The sequence below is a fragment of the Bacillus velezensis genome, from assembly GCF_001461825.1.
Lineage (GTDB): Bacteria > Bacillota > Bacilli > Bacillales > Bacillaceae > Bacillus > Bacillus velezensis.
Genome location: NZ_LLZC01000019.1, coordinates 107237 through 125824, shown reverse-complemented (window position 1 = coordinate 125824; position 18588 = coordinate 107237). Strand labels below are relative to the sequence as shown.

Genomic DNA, 18588 nt, shown 5'->3' with positions numbered 1-18588 from the left:
TTGGATATGAATCAATATTTAGATGTCTTTATTGATGAAAGTAAAGAGCACTTACAGACATGTAACGAAAAGCTGCTGCTGTTGGAAAAAGATCCGGCAGACCTTCAGCTTGTGCATGACATCTTCAGAGCTGCCCATACGCTGAAAGGCATGAGCGCAACGATGGGATATACAGATCTGGCGCATTTAACCCACCTGATGGAAAATGTGCTGGACGCCATCCGCAACGGAGAAATGCCCGTTACATCAGATTGGCTGGATGTGCTGTTTGAAGCGCTTGATCATCTTGAAGAGATGGTGCAGTCCATTATTGACGGAGGAGACGGCAAACGTGATATTTCTGAAGTGAGTGCGAAGCTCGACGTAAATGCGGTGCATGAGACTGCGGCTTCAGCCGAAACAGCAGAACCGCCGGCTTCAAAACAACAGGCTTCAACTGAATGGAATTATGATGAGTTCGAACGGACTGTTATTGAAGAGGCGGAAGAGCAAGGATTCAGCCGCTATGAAATAACGGTTTCCCTGAATGAAAGCTGCATGCTCAAAGCCGTGCGGGTGTACATGATTTTTGAAAAGCTGAATGAAGCCGGAGAAGTCGCAAAAACGATACCTGCCGCGGAAGTGCTTGAGACGGAAGATTTCGGAACGGATTTTCAGGTGTGTTTCTTGACAAAGCAGCCTGCTGAAGAAATTAAAGAACTCATCAGCGGCATTTCAGAAGTGGAGAATGTCAAAATTTCTGCCGGTGCGCCGTTAAAAACGGCCGAAAAACCGCAAGCGGCTGAACCGGTGAAGGAAGCTCCGGTTAAAAAGGCTGAGAAACAGCCAAAGCCGCAAGCGAAAACGGAAGAACAGCCGAAACATCACAGCGGCTCGAAAACGATTCGCGTCAACATTGAAAGACTGGATTCTTCAATGAACCTTTTTGAAGAACTTGTCATTGACCGCGGACGTCTTGAGCAGATCGCCAAGGAGCTTGACCACAATGAGCTGACTGAAACCGTTGAACGCCTGACCAGAATCTCGGGCGACCTTCAGTCTATTATTCTTAATATGCGGATGGTGCCGGTAGAAACCGTCTTTAACCGTTTCCCGAGAATGATCCGCCAGCTTCAAAAGGAATTAAACAAGAAAATCGAATTGTCCATCATCGGAGCTGAAACGGAGCTGGACCGTACGGTGATTGATGAAATCGGCGATCCGCTTGTCCATTTAATCAGAAACAGCATCGATCACGGCATTGAATCGCCTGAAGTGCGGGTGAATAAAGGAAAATCGGAATCAGGTCATGTCGTGCTTAAGGCATATCACAGCGGCAATCACGTCTTTATTGAGGTTGAAGATGACGGGGCCGGCTTGAACAGAAAGAAAATTCTTGAAAAAGCGCTCGAACGGAGTGTAATCACCGAACGTGATGCTGAAACGCTTGAAGATAATGAGATTTACGAGCTTATTTTTGCTCCGGGCTTCTCGACTGCCGATCAAATTTCTGACATTTCAGGGCGGGGCGTCGGTCTGGATGTTGTGAAAAATAAACTCGAATCACTCGGGGGCTCTGTCAGTGTCAAATCCGCGGAAGGCCAAGGTTCTCTTTTCAGTATCCAGCTTCCGCTGACACTTTCAATTATATCTGTTCTTCTCATTAAACTGGAAGAAGAGACGTTTGCGATACCGATTTCTTCTATTATAGAGACGGCTGTTATTGATAAGAAAGATATCCTGCAGACGCATGACAGAGAAGTGATTGATTTCAGAGGCCAAATCGTTCCGATCGTCTATCTGAAAAAAGAATTCGGCATTACGGATTCAAAACAGGATGCCGATCAGTTCCATGTAATCGTCGTGAAAAAGGGCGATAAATCCACTGCTTTTGTCGTGGACTCTTTTATCGGACAGCAGGAAGTCGTACTGAAATCACTCGGCGACTATTTGACGAACGTCTTTGCGATTTCCGGCGCTACGATTCTCGGAAACGGAGAAGTGGCGCTGATTATTGATTGTAATGCGCTGATCTACTAAAACGACACGAGGAGGTGCCCGAATGACTGCTGAAATCAAAACAGGTGAAAAAATGATTGTGTTTATGATAAACGGGAAAGAATACGCTATCTCAGTTTCCCAGGTGAAATCAATTGAAAAGTGGCAAAAACCGACGAGGGTCCCGGGTGTGGAATCTTATATCCGCGGCGTTATCAATCTGCGCGGAGTGATTACCCCGGTTCTTGATTTAAGAAAACGTCTGAACCAGCCTGAACAGGACATCACAGAAGAGACTCGGATTATCATCATTTCTTACCGTGACGCTGATGTCGGATGGGTCGTGGATGAGGCCAATGACGTCATCACCGTGCATGAAAATGAAATCGAATCCGCGCCTGAAAGCCAGACAAAGGAAACGGATGTGTGGATTAAACAGATCGTTAAGCAAGATAACAGGCTCCTCAATATTATCGATGCGCATGCGGTGCTGGATAAAGGTGCTTCGGCATCTGCGTCCGGAGAGCCTAATGCTTAAAGGGGAAAAGACAACATGAGTAAGTTTGAAGCGATCAAAGAAGAGCAGATGGATATTTTGCGGGAAGTCGGAAATATCGGGGCGGGTCACTCGGCTTCTGCAATGGCTCAGCTGCTGAACAGAAAGATAGACATGGAAGTGCCGTTTGCGACTTTATTGACATTTGATGAGCTCGCTGATTTTTTCGGCGGGGCTGAAACGCCGGTCGCCAGTATCTTTTTAAGAATGGAAGGCGACATGACCGGCTCTATCTTTCTCATCATGCCTTTTGATCAGGCGGAACAGTTTATCAGAGAGCTGATCGGAAATCCGGATTTTGATATTGACCAGCTGGGCGAAGATCATTTGAGTTCTTCTGCTTTACATGAGTTCGGCAATATTTTAGCAGGTTCCTATTTAACGGCATTGGCTGATTTGACAAAGCTTGAGATTTACCCGAGCGTGCCGGAAATCTCACTTGATATGTTCGGCGCGGTTATCAGTGAAGGGCTGATGGAGCTCAGCCAAGTCGGAGAGCATGCCATTGTCGTGGATACTTCTATTTTTGACCAGGGCAGCCGGCAGGAGCTCAAAGCCCACATGTTTATGCTCCCGGACTATGATTCTTTTGAAAAGCTCTTCGTCTCATTGGGTGCGGCTTTATGAGCCGTGCTGAAGCCGCAGTCGTTAAAGTGGGGATTGCGGATGTTCAAGTCGCGCGTTACCCGGATAAAATCCGGACCTCGGGACTCGGTTCATGCGTGGGGCTGGTTTTATACGATAAAGACAAACAAACGGCAGGACTCGTTCACGTCATGCTGCCGGACTCCGGTTTATCAAAAACGGCGGAGCTCAACCGTGCAAAATACGCGGACACCGCCGTTAAGATGACGATTGATATGCTTTTGAAAGCCGGCTGCCGCAAGTTTGCCCTGAAGGCAAAACTCGCCGGGGGAGCGGAGATGTTTAAGTTTAAAATGACAAACGACCTGATGAAAATCGGTCCGAGGAATGTAGCGGCCATCAAAGAGCAGCTTTCATTGTATAACATTCCGGTCATCAGTGAAGATACGGGCGGCTCAAGCGGCCGGACGATTGAATTTGAGCCAAAGTCCTGCATGCTGCACATTCGAACTGTTAAACAAGGTGAAACAACGATTTAATAAAGGTATGAGGTAGGGGGATAACAATGCAATCCTTGAATTATGAAGATCAGGTGCTTTGGTCGCGCTGGAAAGAGTGGAAAGATCCTAAAGCCGGTGATGATTTAATGCGCCGTTACATGCCGCTGGTCACATATCATGTCGGCAGAATTTCCGTCGGACTGCCGAAATCGGTGCATAAAGACGATCTAATGAGCCTTGGTATGCTTGGTTTATATGATGCCCTAGAAAAATTTGACCCCGGCCGGGATTTAAAATTTGATACCTATGCCTCGTTTAGAATTCGCGGTGCAATCATCGACGGGCTGCGTAAAGAAGATTGGCTGCCCAGAACTTCACGGGAGAAGACAAAAAAAGTCGAAGCGGCGATCGAAAAACTTGAACAGCGCTACCTTCGGAATGTGACGCCTTCAGAGATCGCAGAAGAGCTGGGGATGACGGAGCAGGACGTAGTATCAACGATGAATGAAGGGTTTTTTGCCAATCTCTTATCAATTGATGAAAAGCTTCACGACCAGGATGACGGTGAGAATATTCAAGTGATGATCAGAGATGACAAAAATGTGCCGCCGGAAGAAAAAATCATGAAGGACGAGCTGATCGCTCAGCTTGCGGGCAAAATTCATGAGCTCTCTGAAAAAGAGCAGCTTGTCGTCAGTTTATTCTATAAAGAAGAACTGACTTTGACCGAAATCGGACAAGTCCTGAACCTTTCGACGTCGCGGATTTCACAGATTCATTCAAAGGCGCTGTTCAAATTAAAGCACCTGCTTGAAAAAGTAATTCAATAATGAACTCATGGTTAGCGAGTGAAAAACATGTCAACACTATTATGGCTTTTAAGCTTTGTGCTTCACGGCGTACTGCTTTATGCCGTCATTATTCTGTACACGAGGTTTTCAGCCCTCAAGGAGACGGAGCGCCAGCAGAAGAAGATTCTTGAAGAGACGGAAAACACCCTTGCAGCGTTTCTGCTTGAGCTGAAAGAAGAAAATGAAAGACTCGAAGACGCAAAAAGCCGTCAAGCGCCGGACGCAGAAGACGCCGAACCCCGGCCGGAACCGAAAGAAGAGCCTGATATTCCGGACCACATGGAAAAGCTCATCAGTGCAACGGAACGGGCTGAAAGTGACGAAAACAGCGGCGCGCATTCGTTTGAAGAACGTGTTTCAGAATTATATGAACAAGGGCTCACCCCCGCGGAAATTGCCAAACGGATGCAGAGCGGAAAGACAGAAATCGAGCTGTTTTTAAAATTTCGCGGCAAAGCTGTAAAGGATTCTTGATTGTCGCATAAAGCTGTGTTATATTATTTCTTGGTGTTAAATACACACGCTTAACGATTTATGCAGAGGGTGCTGCAAACGGCAGTTCTGCACAAAAATGACCTAAGCGGAGGAAAAAAACCATTTTATTAGGAGGAAATCACATGTCAGTTATTTCTATGAAACAATTGCTTGAAGCTGGTGTTCACTTCGGCCACCAAACACGCCGCTGGAACCCAAAAATGAAGCGTTACATTTTCACGGAGCGTAACGGAATCTACATCATTGACCTTCAAAAAACAGTGAAAAAAGTAGAGGAAGCTTACAACTTCACGAAAAACCTTGCTGCTGAAGGCGGAAAAATCCTTTTCGTCGGCACAAAAAAACAAGCTCAGGATTCTGTTAAAGAAGAAGCTGTACGCTCTGGCATGTACTATGTCAACCAACGCTGGTTGGGCGGTACACTGACAAACTTCGAAACAATCCAAAAACGCATTAAGCGTCTGAAAGACATCGAGAAAATGCAAGAAAACGGTACATTTGAAGTACTTCCGAAAAAAGAAGTTGTTCAATTGAAAAAAGAATTAGAGCGTCTTGAAAAATTCCTCGGCGGAATTAAAGACATGAAGGATCTTCCTGATGCATTATTCATCATCGATCCTCGCAAAGAGCGCATCGCTGTTGCGGAAGCTCGCAAATTGAACATTCCTATCATCGGAATCGTAGATACAAACTGTGATCCTGATGAAATTGATGTCGTAATCCCTGCAAACGATGACGCAATCCGCGCTGTTAAACTTCTTACTTCTAAAATGGCAGATGCTATTCTTGAAGCGAAGCAAGGCGAAGAAGAAGCGGAAGCTGCTGAAGAGACTGCACCTGAAACAGAAACGACAACTGCGTAACCTAATCAAAAGGTGATAGAAGGGACTGCCTTTTATCACCTTTTTTCAAGAAAAATGTATCTATACATATCTTGTTTACACATATAAGGAGGAATTCAAATGGCTATTACTGCACAGCAGGTAAAAGAACTGCGTCAAAAAACAGGCGCTGGTATGATGGACTGTAAAAAAGCATTGACTGAAACTGACGGAGATATGGACAAAGCAATCGACCTTCTGAGAGAAAAAGGAATTGCGAAAGCGGCTAAAAAAGCTGACCGTATCGCTGCTGAAGGTTCTACTCTTATTAAAACTGACGGCAACAAAGGCGTTATCTTAGAAGTAAACTCTGAAACTGATTTCGTTGCGAAAAACGAAGGCTTCAAAGAGCTTCTGAACACGCTTGCTGACCACCTTCTTGCAAACGCTCCTGCTGATCTTGAAGAAGCAATGGGTCAAAAGATGGAAAACGGTTCTACTGTTGAAGAATACATCACAAGCAACGTTGCTAAAATCGGAGAGAAAATCACTCTTCGCCGTTTTGCTGTTATTTCAAAAGAAGACAGCGAAGCGTTCGGTGCTTACCTTCACATGGGAGGCCGCATCGGCGTATTATCCGTTCTTAGCGGAACAACTGACGAAGATCTTGCAAAAGACATCGCGATGCATGTTGCAGCGGTAAATCCTCGTTACATTTCCCGCGACCAAGTGTCTGAAGAAGAAGCAAACCATGAGCGTCAGATCCTGACTCAGCAAGCTCTTCAAGAAGGCAAACCGGAAAACATCGTAGCTAAAATGGTTGAAGGCCGTCTGAACAAATTCTTCGAAGAAATTTGCTTATTAGACCAAGCTTTCGTTAAAAACCCAGACGAAAAAGTGAAACAAGTTGTGGCTGCGAAAAACGCATCTGTTAAAACTTACGTCCGCTACGAAGTTGGAGAAGGTATTGAAAAACGCCAAGAAAACTTTGCTGAAGAAGTTATGAACCAAGTGAAAAAATAATGGCGGAAAGCCTTGGCGAATCTTTCGCGGCTTTTCAGGCAGTATAGGGGACACTACTTGTGTTCCCTATTTTTAAAACTATATTTACAAACCTTTTTTTCTCTTGCATAATAGGAAACGGCAATGTTTACACTTGGAGGTTATTATGGAAAAACCAAAATACAATCGTATCGTTTTAAAGCTTAGCGGAGAAGCATTGGCAGGAGAGCAGGGAAATGGCATTAATCCGACTGTCATCCAATCCATCGCTAAACAGGTAAAAGAAATCGCTGAGCTTGACGTCGAAGTGGCCGTAGTCGTAGGCGGCGGCAACTTATGGCGCGGAAAAACAGGCAGTGACTTAGGAATGGACCGTGCGACGGCCGATTATATGGGCATGCTTGCTACTGTCATGAACTCACTTGCCCTGCAGGACAGCCTGGAAACGCTCGGAATTCAGTCCAGAGTGCAGACATCAATTGAAATGCGTCAGGTCGCTGAGCCTTACATCAGAAGAAAAGCCATCCGCCACCTGGAGAAAAAACGCGTTGTTATTTTTGCCGCGGGAACAGGAAACCCTTATTTCTCTACGGACACAACCGCAGCGCTGCGTGCCGCTGAAATCGAAGCGGATGTGATTTTAATGGCGAAAAATAATGTCGACGGTGTGTATAATGCTGATCCGAGAAAAGATGAGTCAGCCGTTAAATACGAAAAATTATCTTATCTCGATGTGTTAAAAGACGGGCTGGAAGTCATGGATTCTACGGCTTCTTCACTATGTATGGATAATGATATTCCGCTGATCGTCTTTTCTATTATGGAAGAAGGAAATATTAAGCGTGCCGTAATCGGCGAATCAATCGGAACGATCGTAAGGGGGAAATAACGTTGTCAAACGAAGTATTAACACAAACAAAAGAACGCATGGAAAAAGCGGTTGCCGCTTATTCACGCGAATTGGCGTCAGTCCGCGCAGGACGTGCCAACCCATCTCTATTGGATAAAGTGACAGTAGAATACTACGGTGCCCAAACACCTTTAAACCAGCTGTCTTCCATCAATGTGCCTGAAGCGCGTATGCTTGTTGTCACACCGTATGACAAAACGGCAATCGGCGATATTGAAAAAGCGATCCTGAAAGCTGATCTTGGCGTAACGCCGACAAGTGACGGCACAATTATCCGTATCGCGATCCCGGCTTTGACGGAAGAAAGACGTAAAGAACTTGTCAAAGTCGTGAAAAAATACGCGGAAGAAGCGAAAGTAGCAGTCCGTAATGTCCGCCGTGACAGCAACGATGACCTCAAAAAACTTGAGAAAAACGGAGACATTACAGAAGACGAGCTTCGTGCTTCCAGTGAAGACGTTCAAAAGCTGACAGATGAATATGTGTCAAAAATTGACAGTGTCACAAAGGACAAAGAAAAAGAAATCATGGAAGTTTAATGAAAAACTATGTACAATAGATAATGTGAAAAGACCCTCTCATGTTTACAGGGGGTTTTTTTGTTAATACTGTTGATTACATTGATCATCAGCAACGCAACCTTTTTGGGTGACGGAGGAATCTCATGCTCAACATACTCAAAAATTGGAAGAATCAGCAGAATGCGGCTTCCAACTTAGAACGGTATACAAAAGAAGACATACTGAAGGGTGAAATTCCCGCACACATTGCCATTATTATGGACGGAAACGGACGCTGGGCGAAGAAGCGCTCACTCCCTCGGATTGCCGGACATCATGAAGGAATGAAAGTGGTAAAAAGGGTGACAAAGCTCGCAAGTCAGCTCGGCGTTAAAGTTCTGACTCTTTATGCGTTTTCAACGGAGAACTGGAAGCGCCCGAAGATGGAAGTCGACTTTTTGATGAAGCTTCCGGAAGAGTTCCTGAATACGTATCTTCCTGAATTGATAGAGGAAAATGTACAGGTGAAAATTATCGGAGATGAATCCGCGCTCCCTTCTCATACGTACAGGGCGATTGAGAAAGCCGTAAAAGATACAGAACAAAATGACGGTATGATTCTCAATTTCGCTTTGAACTACGGCGGACGCACGGAAATCGTCAATGCGGCAAAAGCACTGGCCGAACAGGTGAAAAGCGGCACGCTGAATATCGAAGACATTGATGAAGCGCTCTTTTCCGGGCATTTAATGACGGAATCAATCCAGGACCCGGAGCTGCTCATCAGAACGAGCGGAGAAATCAGATTGAGCAACTTTATGCTTTGGCAGGTGGCTTACAGTGAATTTGTTTTTACAGATGTCCTGTGGCCCGATTTTAAAGAAGATCACTTTCTGCAGGCAGTGGGAGAATTTCAGCAGCGGGGCCGGAGGTTTGGCGGAATTTAGAGGATGGTGGAAATGAAACAAAGATTGTTAACAGGTGTTCTGGCAGCGGCACTATTTTTATTTTTGGTTATTTTCGGAGGATTGCCGTTCACCGTATTTGTTTACGTGATGGGAAGTATAGCGCTTTTTGAGCTTTTGCGGATGAAAAAGCTCAGATTTTTTTCTTTTCCGGGTCTGATCAGCCTCTTGTTGTTATGGCTGTATATGATGCCGGACAAGTATCATTTTTTCGATGCGAAAATGGAAGTAACGATTTTCGCCGTATTGATTCTGCTCAGCTATACGGTGCTCGTGAAAAACACCTTTACGTTTGACGAAGTCGGGTTTATCGTTCTCGCGACGGTATATATCGGACTGTGTTTTCATTATTTTATTGAAATCAGAAACATTGAAACAAACGGGCTTTTGTATATCTTTTATGCCTGCGTTGTCATATGGTCAACGGACTCAGGCGCATATTTCGTCGGAAAGTCGCTCGGGAAGCGGAAGCTGTGGCCCGAAATCAGTCCCAACAAAACAGTGGAAGGGTTTCTCGGCGGTATTGTCATCGCCCTTATTTTTACGGCTGTTTTTCAGCTGTTTGCGCACCTTCCGATTTCATACCCGGTTCTTTTGGTCATCACGCTTGTTCTGTCTGTGTTCGGACAGATCGGGGATTTGGTTGAATCAGCGCTTAAGCGGCACTATGATGTGAAGGATTCGGGAAAAATCCTTCCCGGGCACGGCGGCATTTTAGATCGATTTGACAGCTTTTTGTTTGTCATGCCGTTCTTATACTTTCTGCTTGCGCTTTTTTCATGAGAAAGGCTAATATGAAAATAAGACCGATCTGGACGCATAGAATGGGAGTGGCATTTTGAAGAATATTTGTCTTTTAGGAGCAACAGGATCAATAGGGGAGCAGACGTTAGACGTATTGCGCATGCATCAAGATCAGTTCCGTCTCGTCTCGATGACTTTCGGTAAAAACGCCGAGAAAGCGATCCCGTTGATCAGAACGTTTCAGCCGAAATATGTAGCAGTCGGCGACATGGATACATACCAAAAAGTGAAAGAAGCGTCTTTTTCTCATGAATGTCAAATCGGCATCGGAGAAGAAGGCCTGATTGAAGCGGCAGTCATGGACGAAGTGGATATCGTGGTCAATGCGCTGCTTGGAAGCGTCGGTTTAATCCCGACTTTGAAAGCGATTGAACAGAAAAAAACAATTGCGCTTGCAAATAAGGAAACTCTCGTCACTGCCGGGCATATAGTGAAAGGACACGCAAAACGATACGGTGTTCCTCTTCTTCCGGTCGACAGCGAACATTCCGCTATTTTTCAGGCGCTGCAAGGCGAACAGAGCAAAAATATCGAGCGCCTGATCATTACGGCATCCGGCGGCAGTTTCAGAGATAAAACGCGGCAGGAGCTTGAGTCTGTAACGATTGCCGACGCCCTTAACCACCCGAACTGGTCGATGGGCGCAAAAATTACGATTGACTCGGCTACAATGATGAATAAAGGACTTGAAGTTATTGAGGCGCATTGGCTGTTTGACATTCCGTATGAACAGATTGACGTTGTATTACATAAGGAGAGCATCATTCATTCGATGGTTGAATTTCACGACAGAAGCGTCATCGCCCAGCTCGGAAATCCGGACATGAGGGTGCCGATTCAATATGCGCTGACATATCCAGACCGGCTGCCTCTGCCTGAAACAAAAAGGCTTGAATTATGGGAGATCGGAAGCCTTCATTTTGCGAAAGCTGACTTTGAAAGGTTCCGCTGCTTACAATTTGCCTTTGAATCAGGTAAAATAGGGGGAACAATGCCGACGGTTTTAAATGCGGCCAACGAAGAAGCCGTTGCCGCTTTTCTTGCCGGCCGGATTTCATTCTTATCGATTGAGGACCTGATTGAAAAAGCATTGGACCGCCACAGCGTAATTCAGGATCCGAGTCTTGCGGATATCCAAGAAGTGGACAAAGACACCCGGGGATACGTTAATTCAATACTCACATAAGGTGGTATGTTCGTGAATACAGTTATCGCGTTTATTATTATTTTCGGAACGCTCGTTTTTTTCCATGAGCTCGGGCATTTATTGCTCGCCCAAAGAGCGGGAATCCTTTGCCGTGAATTTGCGATCGGCTTCGGCCCTAAAATCTTTTCATTTAAAAAGAATGAAACCGTGTATACGATCAGACTCCTTCCGGTCGGCGGGTTCGTCCGTATGGCCGGTGAAGACCCGGAGATGATCGAAGTCAAACCCGGTTATACCGTCGGGCTTCTTTTTAATAAAGATGACGAAGTGGAAAAAGTCATCATTAATCAAAAGGAAAAATATCCTGACGCTTTAATTATCGAGGTGGAGACGGCTGATCTTGAGCACGAAATGAAGATTACCGGGTACGAGCAGGGGAAAGAAGATGAACTGGCGGGCTTTACTGTCAGTCAGACCTCTTTTTTTATCGTAGACGGAGAAGAAGTGCAGATTGCGCCTTACAATCGACAATTCGGGTCTAAACCCGTATGGAAGCGGATTAAGGCGATTGCTGCCGGTCCGATAATGAACTTCATCTTAGCGTATGTCATTCTCGTCATGCTTGGATTCATTCAAGGCGTGCCTTCGAATCAGCCTGAGCTCGGGAAGCTGACAGACAATGGACGCGCAGCGGCTGCCGGTCTAAAAGAAGGCGACTATATCCAGAGCATTAACGGTGAAAAAATGAGGTCATGGACCGACATCGTGACAGCGGTAAAAGAAAATCCCGGGAAAAAAATCGATGTCGCCGTCAAACGGGACGGCAAATCGTTTCATATCTCGGTTACACCTGAAGCTGTAAAAGATGAAAATAAAAAAACAATCGGCCGCTTCGGCTCTTATGCGCCGACTGAAAAAGGCGCGCTTGCAGCGATCGCCTACGGCGCGACATCTACCGTTGATGTCACAAAAGCGATTCTGACCAATCTGGGCAAAATTGTGACAGGCCAGTTTAAGCTTGATATGCTTTCGGGTCCTGTCGGCATTTATGATATGACGGATCAAGTTGCAAAAACCGGCATCATCAACTTATTGCGGTTTGCGGCGTTTTTAAGCATCAACCTGGGAATCGTCAACCTGCTGCCGATACCGGCGCTTGACGGCGGACGGCTGCTGTTTTTATTCATTGAAGCGATCCGCGGCAAGCCGATTAACCGCGACAAGGAAGCATTTGTCGTATTTATCGGCGTAGCTTTCTTAATGCTTCTTATGCTGGTTGTCACATGGAACGATATCCAGCGTTTATTCTTATAATTGACTAGTAAAAAAATCAGAGGTGCGAAGACATGAGACAAAGTTTGACGCTTATTCCGACCCTGAGAGAAGTGCCGGCTGATGCTGAAGCAAAAAGCCATAAGCTTCTGCTGAGAGCGGGATTTATCAGACAAAATACGAGCGGGGTTTACAGCTACATGCCCCTGGCTTACAGGGTCATTCAAAACATTCAGAAGATCGTGCGTGAAGAAATGGAAAAAATCAACGCGGTGGAAATGCTGATGCCGGCCCTTCAGCAGGCTGAAACATGGCAGGAATCAGGCAGATGGTATACGTACGGGCCTGAATTAATGCGTCTGAAAGACCGCCACGGCCGTGAATTTGCTTTAGGCGCGACACATGAAGAAGTCATTACTTCTCTCGTGCGCGATGAGGTGAAATCTTATAAGCGTCTGCCGCTCACTCTTTACCAGATCCAGTCTAAATTCAGAGATGAAAAACGCCCGCGTTTCGGGTTATTGCGCGGACGCGAATTCATCATGAAAGATGCGTATTCTTTCCATGCTTCTGAAGAAAGTCTGGAGGAAACATACCAAAACATGTACGGCGCATACAGCAGCATTTTCGCACGCTGTGAATTAAACGTCCGTCCCGTTATTGCCGACTCGGGCGCGATGGGCGGAAAAGATACGCATGAATTTATGGCTCTTTCTGAAATAGGGGAAGATACCATCGCTTATTCCGATGGATCCTCTTACGCAGCCAATACAGAAATGGCGGAAGTTGTCATGAACAGCGAGCCGTCAGATGAAACACCCGAGACATTGGAGAAAATTGATACGCCGAATGTCAAAAGCATTGAAGAGCTCGCTTCGTTCTTGCAGATCGAGCCGAGCGCCTGCATCAAATCAATGCTGTTTAAAGCTGATGACCGATTTGTTCTCGTGTTAGTAAGAGGCGATCATGAGGTCAATGACGTGAAAGTGAAAAACCTTCTGAACGCGGAAGTGGTTGAGCTTGCGTCTCATGAAGAAGTAGCGGAGAAACTTGGCACGGAGCCGGGATTTGCGGGGCCGATCGGCGCTGCCGGCGACATTGAGATTTATGCCGACCAAGCCGTGAAAGTAATGGTAAACGCTGTTAGCGGCGCGAATGAAAAAGACCGTCATTACCGAAACGTAAACATCGAACGTGACGCGTCAGTAAAAGCGTATGCCGATCTTCGAATCATTCAGGAAGGCGATCCGTCACCTGACGGAAAAGGCACGATCCGTTTCGCTGAAGGGATTGAGGTCGGACAAGTCTTTAAACTCGGTACGCGTTACTCTGAAGCGATGAATGCGACATACCTTGATGAAAACGGGCGTGCGCAGCCGATGCTGATGGGATGTTACGGAATCGGCGTGTCCAGAACGCTTTCAGCCATCGCTGAACAGCATCACGACGAAAAAGGCTTGATCTGGCCGAAAAGCGTTGCTCCGTATGATCTTCATATTTTGGCGCTGAATATGAAAAACGAAGCGCAAAAAGAGCTTGCTGAACAGCTTTACGGCAAATTCCAGGCGGAAGGTTATGAGGTATTATACGATGACCGCGCTGAACGCGCAGGCGTGAAGTTTGCTGATTCTGATCTGATCGGCCTTCCGATCCGCATTACTGTCGGAAAACGTGCCGACGAAGGCATCGTAGAAGTGAAAATCCGCAAAACCGGTGAATCTGCCGAAGTTTCAGTGGATGAGCTTTCTGAATTTATCAAGACGAAGTAATCACCATAACGAATCGTACAAAATCATGTTAAAATAGAGAAAAAAGAAGGTACCTCATCACCTGCGGAGGTACCTTCACTTATGATGTTTTAAGGGAGGGATACTGTCTGAATGGAACAGTTATCAGTAAACAGAAGACAGTTTCAGATTCTTCTGCAGCAGCTTAATATGACAGATGATACCTTCATGACATACTTTGAAGACGGAGAGATTGATAAACTGACAATCCATAAAGCAGAAAAAGCCTGGCATTTTCAATTTCGCTTTAAGGCTCTTTTGCCGTATCAAATATATGATTCATTCATGATGAGGTTAACACAATCGTTTGCTCACATCGCCCGTGTCACATCGTCTGTTCAGGTCATTGACCCTACAGTGACAGAGGAGCTTGTACAGGATTATTGGACACGCTGTATTGAAGAGCTTGAAGGAACCTCGCCGCCGATGGTGGCTCTTTTGAATCAGCAGAAGCCGAAGCTCAAGGGAAACAAGCTGATCGTGAAAACAAAAACAGATACAGAAGCATCTGCGCTCAAAAATAAATACAGCGCACTGATTCAGCACAGCTATCGCCAATTCGGCTTTCCGGAACTGCAGCTGGATACCGAAATTTTCGTATCTGACCAAGAAGTCCAGAAATTCCGCGAGCAAAAGCTTGCTGAAGATCAGGAGCGGGCGATGCAGGCGCTTATCGAGATGGAGAAGAAGGAAAAAGAGGGCGATGAGGATCAGGCACCGTCCGGACCGCTTGTCATCGGCTATCAAATTAAAGAGAACGAAGAAATCCGGACGCTTGACAGCATCATGGATGAAGAAAGAAGAATTACAGTGCAGGGGTTTGTGTTTGATGCTGAAACACGCGAGCTGAAAAGCGGACGCACGCTCTGCATTTTCAAAATCACGGACTATACAAACAGCATTTTAGTAAAAATGTTCGCCCGAGAAAAAGAAGACGCCGCTTTGATGAAAACGCTGAAAAAAGGCATGTGGGTGAAGGCGCGGGGAAGCATTCAAAACGATACATTCGTCAGAGACCTCGTCATGATTGCAAATGACGTGAATGAAATAAAAGCCAAAACCCGTGAAGACACCGCTCCTGAAGGCGAAAAACGGGTTGAGCTTCATCTGCATTCTCCGATGAGCCAAATGGATGCTGTAACGGGCATCGGAAAGCTTGTCGAACAGGCGAAAAAATGGGGACATGAAGCGATTGCGTTAACTGATCATGCCGTTGTGCAGTCTTTCCCGGATGCCTATTCCGCCGCGAAAAAACACGGCATTAAAATGATTTACGGAATGGAAGCCAATATCGTAGATGACGGCGTTCCGATCGCATACAATCCAGCTCACCGTCTCCTGGAAGAAGACACATACGTCGTCTTTGACGTTGAAACGACAGGTCTGTCCGCAGTGTATGACACCATCATTGAGCTTGCCGCAGTCAAAATAAGAGGCGGAGAAATCATCGATAAATTCGAAGCGTTCGCCAATCCGCACCATCCGCTGTCAGCAACGACGATAGAGCTTACCGGGATTACGGATGACATGGTCCGCGACGCTCCCGATGTCGTTGACGTCGTCCGGGATTTTAAAGAATGGATCGGCGATGACGTGCTTGTGGCTCATAACGCCAGCTTTGATATGGGATTTTTAAATGTGGCGTACAAGCGTCTTTTGAAAACGGAAAAAGCGAAAAATCCGGTCATTGATACGCTGGAACTCGCGCGTTTCCTGTATCCTGAGTTTAAAAATCACCGCTTAAATACGTTATGTAAGAAGTTTGATATCGAATTAACCCAGCATCACCGAGCGGTCTTTGACGCTGAAGCAACGGGCTACCTGCTGTTGAAAATGCTCAAAGATGCCGCTGAAAAAGACATTTTTTATCATGATCAGCTGAATGAGAATATGGGACAATCCAATGCTTATCAAAGATCAAGGCCTTATCACGCTACATTGCTTGCCGTAAATGAAACTGGCCTTAAAAATCTGTTTAAGCTCGTGTCCATTTCTCATATTCAATATTTCTACAGAGTGCCGCGCATTCCGAGGTCGCAGCTTAATAAATACAGAGAAGGTCTGTTAATCGGTTCTGCCTGTGACAGGGGTGAGGTCTTTGAAGGCATGATGCAAAAATCTCCTGAAGAGGTTGAAGATATCGCATCCTTCTATGACTATCTTGAAGTGCAGCCGCCCGAAGTATACAGACACCTTCTGCAGCTTGAGCTCGTCCGGGATGAAAAAGCGCTGAAAGAAATCATCACCAACATCACGAAGCTCGGGGAAAAATTGAATAAGCCGGTCGTCGCCACTGGAAATGTCCACTATTTAAACGATGAGGATAAAATTTACCGGAAGATCTTAATATCTTCCCAAGGCGGCGCCAACCCGTTAAACAGACACGAACTGCCCAAAGTGCACTTCAGAACGACAGATGAAATGCTGGAGGCTTTCTCCTTCCTTGGTGCAGAAAAAGCGAAAGAAATCGTGGTTGACAATACGCAGAAAGTCGCTTCGATGATCGATGAGATCAAACCGATCAAAGACGATCTGTACACGCCGAAAATTGACGGAGCCGATGAAGAAATCCGTGAAATGAGCTATCAGCGCGCCAGAAGCATTTACGGTGAAGAGCTTCCCGAAATTGTGGAGGCGAGAATAGAAAAAGAATTAAAAAGTATTATCGGTCATGGATTCGCCGTTATTTATCTGATCTCTCATAAGCTTGTAAAACGGTCTCTGGATGACGGTTATCTCGTCGGCTCCCGGGGGTCCGTCGGTTCATCGCTTGTGGCGACCTTAACGGAAATCACTGAAGTGAACCCGCTCGCTCCGCACTACGTGTGCCCGAGCTGCCGATATTCCGAATTCTTTAATGACGGATCAGTCGGTTCCGGTTTTGACCTTCCGGATAAAAGCTGCCCGTCTTGCGGCACACCTTTGAAAAAGGACGGACATGATATTCCGTTTGAAACGTTCTTAGGCTTTAAAGGTGACAAAGTACCCGATATCGACTTGAACTTCTCAGGTGAGTACCAGCCCCATGCCCATAACTACACGAAAGTATTGTTCGGTGAAGATAACGTGTATCGCGCGGGAACGATCGGCACCGTCGCGGAAAAGACGGCTTACGGATATGTGAAAGGCTATGCTGGCGATCACAACCTACACATGCGCGGCGCGGAGATCGACCGTCTGGTGCAAGGCTGCACCGGCGTTAAGAGAACGACCGGCCAGCACCCGGGGGGGATTATCGTTGTCCCGGATTACATGGATATTTACGATTTTTCACCGATACAATTCCCGGCAGATGCGACGGGGTCTGAATGGAAAACGACTCATTTTGACTTCCACTCCATTCATGACAACCTGCTGAAGCTTGATATATTGGGGCACGATGATCCGACAGTCATCCGGATGCTCCAGGATTTAAGCGGAATTGATCCGAAGACGATTCCGACAGATGATCCGGAAGTGATGAAGATTTTCCAAGGCACAGAATCGCTCGGCGTCACTGAAGAGCAGATCGGCTGTAAAACGGGAACGCTCGGCATTCCTGAATTCGGGACGCGATTTGTGCGGCAGATGCTTGAGGATACGAAGCCGACGACGTTCTCCGAGCTTGTCCAGATTTCCGGGCTTTCCCACGGAACGGACGTATGGCTCGGCAATGCGCAGGAACTGATACACAACAATACGTGTGAACTGAGCGAAGTGATCGGCTGCCGTGATGACATTATGGTTTACTTGATCTATCAGGGCCTTGAGCCTTCACTGGCCTTTAAAATCATGGAATTCGTCCGTAAAGGCAAAGGCCTGACGCCGGAATGGGAAGAAGAAATGAAAAAGAACAATGTGCCGAACTGGTATATTGATTCATGCAAAAAAATCAAATACATGTTCCCGAAAGCCCACGCCGCCGCATACGTGCTGATGGCGGTGCGGATTGCATACTTTAAAGTGCATCACGCGCTTTTATATTATGCTGCGTATTTTACCGTGCGCGCAGATGACTTTGACATTGATACAATGATTAAAGGCTCGACCGCCATCAGAGCGGTGATGGATGATATCAGCTCTAAAGGGCTTGATGCTTCGCCGAAGGAGAAAAACCTCCTTACCGTATTAGAGCTTGCGCTTGAAATGTGTGAGCGCGGCTATTCCTTCCAGAAGGTCGATCTATACCGTTCGAGCGCTTCGGAATTTATCATTGACGGCAACAGTCTCATCCCGCCGTTCAACTCAATTCCGGGACTCGGAACCAACGCCGCTCTCAATATTGTGAAAGCGCGGGAAGAAGGGGAGTTCCTTTCAAAAGAGGATCTTCAAAAACGCGGAAAAGTGTCAAAAACCATTTTAGAGTATTTAGACCGTCACGGCTGTCTTGAGTCGCTTCCGGACCAAAACCAGCTGTCTCTGTTTTAAGCTTTGTGC

The 18588-nt window shown here is 46.2% G+C and carries 16 protein-coding genes; all 16 read left to right on the top strand.

All coding sequences use genetic code 11. From position 1 onward, the window contains the following. The 16 genes from cheA (at nt 1) to AR442_RS11225 (ending at nt 18579) form a co-directional block, all read left to right on the top strand. Nucleotides 1-2019, top strand: coding sequence for a chemotaxis protein CheA (cheA, locus tag AR442_RS11300; protein ID WP_021493681.1), 2019 nt, complete (start codon nt 1-3; stop codon nt 2017-2019). A 22-nt stretch (nt 2020-2041) separates the two neighbouring features. Then, on the top strand, nt 2042-2515 hold the full coding sequence (cheW, locus tag AR442_RS11295; protein ID WP_003154225.1) for a chemotaxis protein CheW: 474 nt from the start codon (nt 2042-2044) through the stop codon (nt 2513-2515). A gap of 15 nt (nt 2516-2530) precedes the next feature. Then, complete coding sequence (gene cheC / locus AR442_RS11290; RefSeq protein ID WP_014417781.1) at nt 2531-3160, top strand: CheY-P phosphatase CheC; 630 nt, start codon at nt 2531-2533, stop codon at nt 3158-3160. Beyond that, entirely contained in the window at nt 3157-3657 is a 501-nt protein-coding gene (gene cheD, locus AR442_RS11285) for a chemoreceptor glutamine deamidase CheD (RefSeq protein WP_003154219.1), read from the top strand. The genes cheC and cheD overlap by 4 nt, the downstream gene beginning before the upstream one ends. A 26-nt stretch (nt 3658-3683) precedes the next feature. Further along, nucleotides 3684-4448 carry an RNA polymerase sigma-28 factor SigD gene (gene sigD, locus AR442_RS11280; protein WP_003154217.1) on the top strand — a complete coding sequence of 255 codons (765 nt, stop codon included), beginning with the start codon at nt 3684-3686 and terminating at the stop codon, nt 4446-4448. Nucleotides 4449-4475: 27 nt separating this feature from the next. Further along, nucleotides 4476-4943, top strand: coding sequence for a DUF6115 domain-containing protein (locus AR442_RS11275; RefSeq protein WP_014417782.1), 468 nt, complete (start codon nt 4476-4478; stop codon nt 4941-4943). A 143-nt stretch (nt 4944-5086) separates the two neighbouring features. Then, nucleotides 5087-5827 (top strand): 30S ribosomal protein S2, encoded by a 741-nt coding sequence (gene rpsB / locus AR442_RS11270; protein WP_003154215.1) that lies wholly within the window; start codon nt 5087-5089, stop codon nt 5825-5827. 99 nt (nt 5828-5926) lie between these two features. After that, a complete protein-coding gene (gene tsf, locus AR442_RS11265; protein WP_007611455.1) occupies nt 5927-6808 on the top strand; it encodes a translation elongation factor Ts in 882 nt (293 codons plus the stop codon). A gap of 145 nt (nt 6809-6953) precedes the next feature. Continuing rightward, on the top strand, nt 6954-7676 hold the full coding sequence (gene pyrH, locus AR442_RS11260) for a UMP kinase (RefSeq protein ID WP_003154213.1): 723 nt from the start codon (nt 6954-6956) through the stop codon (nt 7674-7676). A gap of 2 nt (nt 7677-7678) precedes the next feature. Beyond that, nucleotides 7679-8236, top strand: a complete 558-nt coding sequence (gene frr / locus AR442_RS11255) for a ribosome recycling factor (protein WP_003154212.1) — start codon at nt 7679-7681, stop codon at nt 8234-8236. Between the two features lie 125 nt (nt 8237-8361). Beyond that, nucleotides 8362-9144: an undecaprenyl pyrophosphate synthase gene (locus tag AR442_RS11250; RefSeq protein ID WP_014417783.1), complete on the top strand. Its 783-nt coding sequence runs from the start codon at nt 8362-8364 to the stop codon at nt 9142-9144. Between the two features lie 3 nt (nt 9145-9147). Next, nucleotides 9148-9945 (top strand): phosphatidate cytidylyltransferase, encoded by a 798-nt coding sequence (locus tag AR442_RS11245; protein ID WP_007409796.1) that lies wholly within the window; start codon nt 9148-9150, stop codon nt 9943-9945. Nucleotides 9946-10000: 55 nt separating this feature from the next. Next, the gene (dxr, locus tag AR442_RS11240; RefSeq protein WP_003154208.1) at nt 10001-11152 is read left to right on the top strand and encodes a 1-deoxy-D-xylulose-5-phosphate reductoisomerase; all 1152 of its coding nucleotides are present in this window, start codon (nt 10001-10003) and stop codon (nt 11150-11152) included. A gap of 6 nt (nt 11153-11158) precedes the next feature. Next, nucleotides 11159-12427: an RIP metalloprotease RseP gene (gene rseP, locus AR442_RS11235; RefSeq protein WP_014721183.1), complete on the top strand. Its 1269-nt coding sequence runs from the start codon at nt 11159-11161 to the stop codon at nt 12425-12427. A 32-nt stretch (nt 12428-12459) separates the two neighbouring features. Further along, complete coding sequence (gene proS, locus AR442_RS11230; protein ID WP_014417785.1) at nt 12460-14154, top strand: proline--tRNA ligase; 1695 nt, start codon at nt 12460-12462, stop codon at nt 14152-14154. A gap of 111 nt (nt 14155-14265) precedes the next feature. Then, entirely contained in the window at nt 14266-18579 is a 4314-nt protein-coding gene (locus AR442_RS11225) for a PolC-type DNA polymerase III (protein WP_014417786.1), read from the top strand. The last annotated feature ends 9 nt before the right edge of the window (nt 18580-18588 follow it).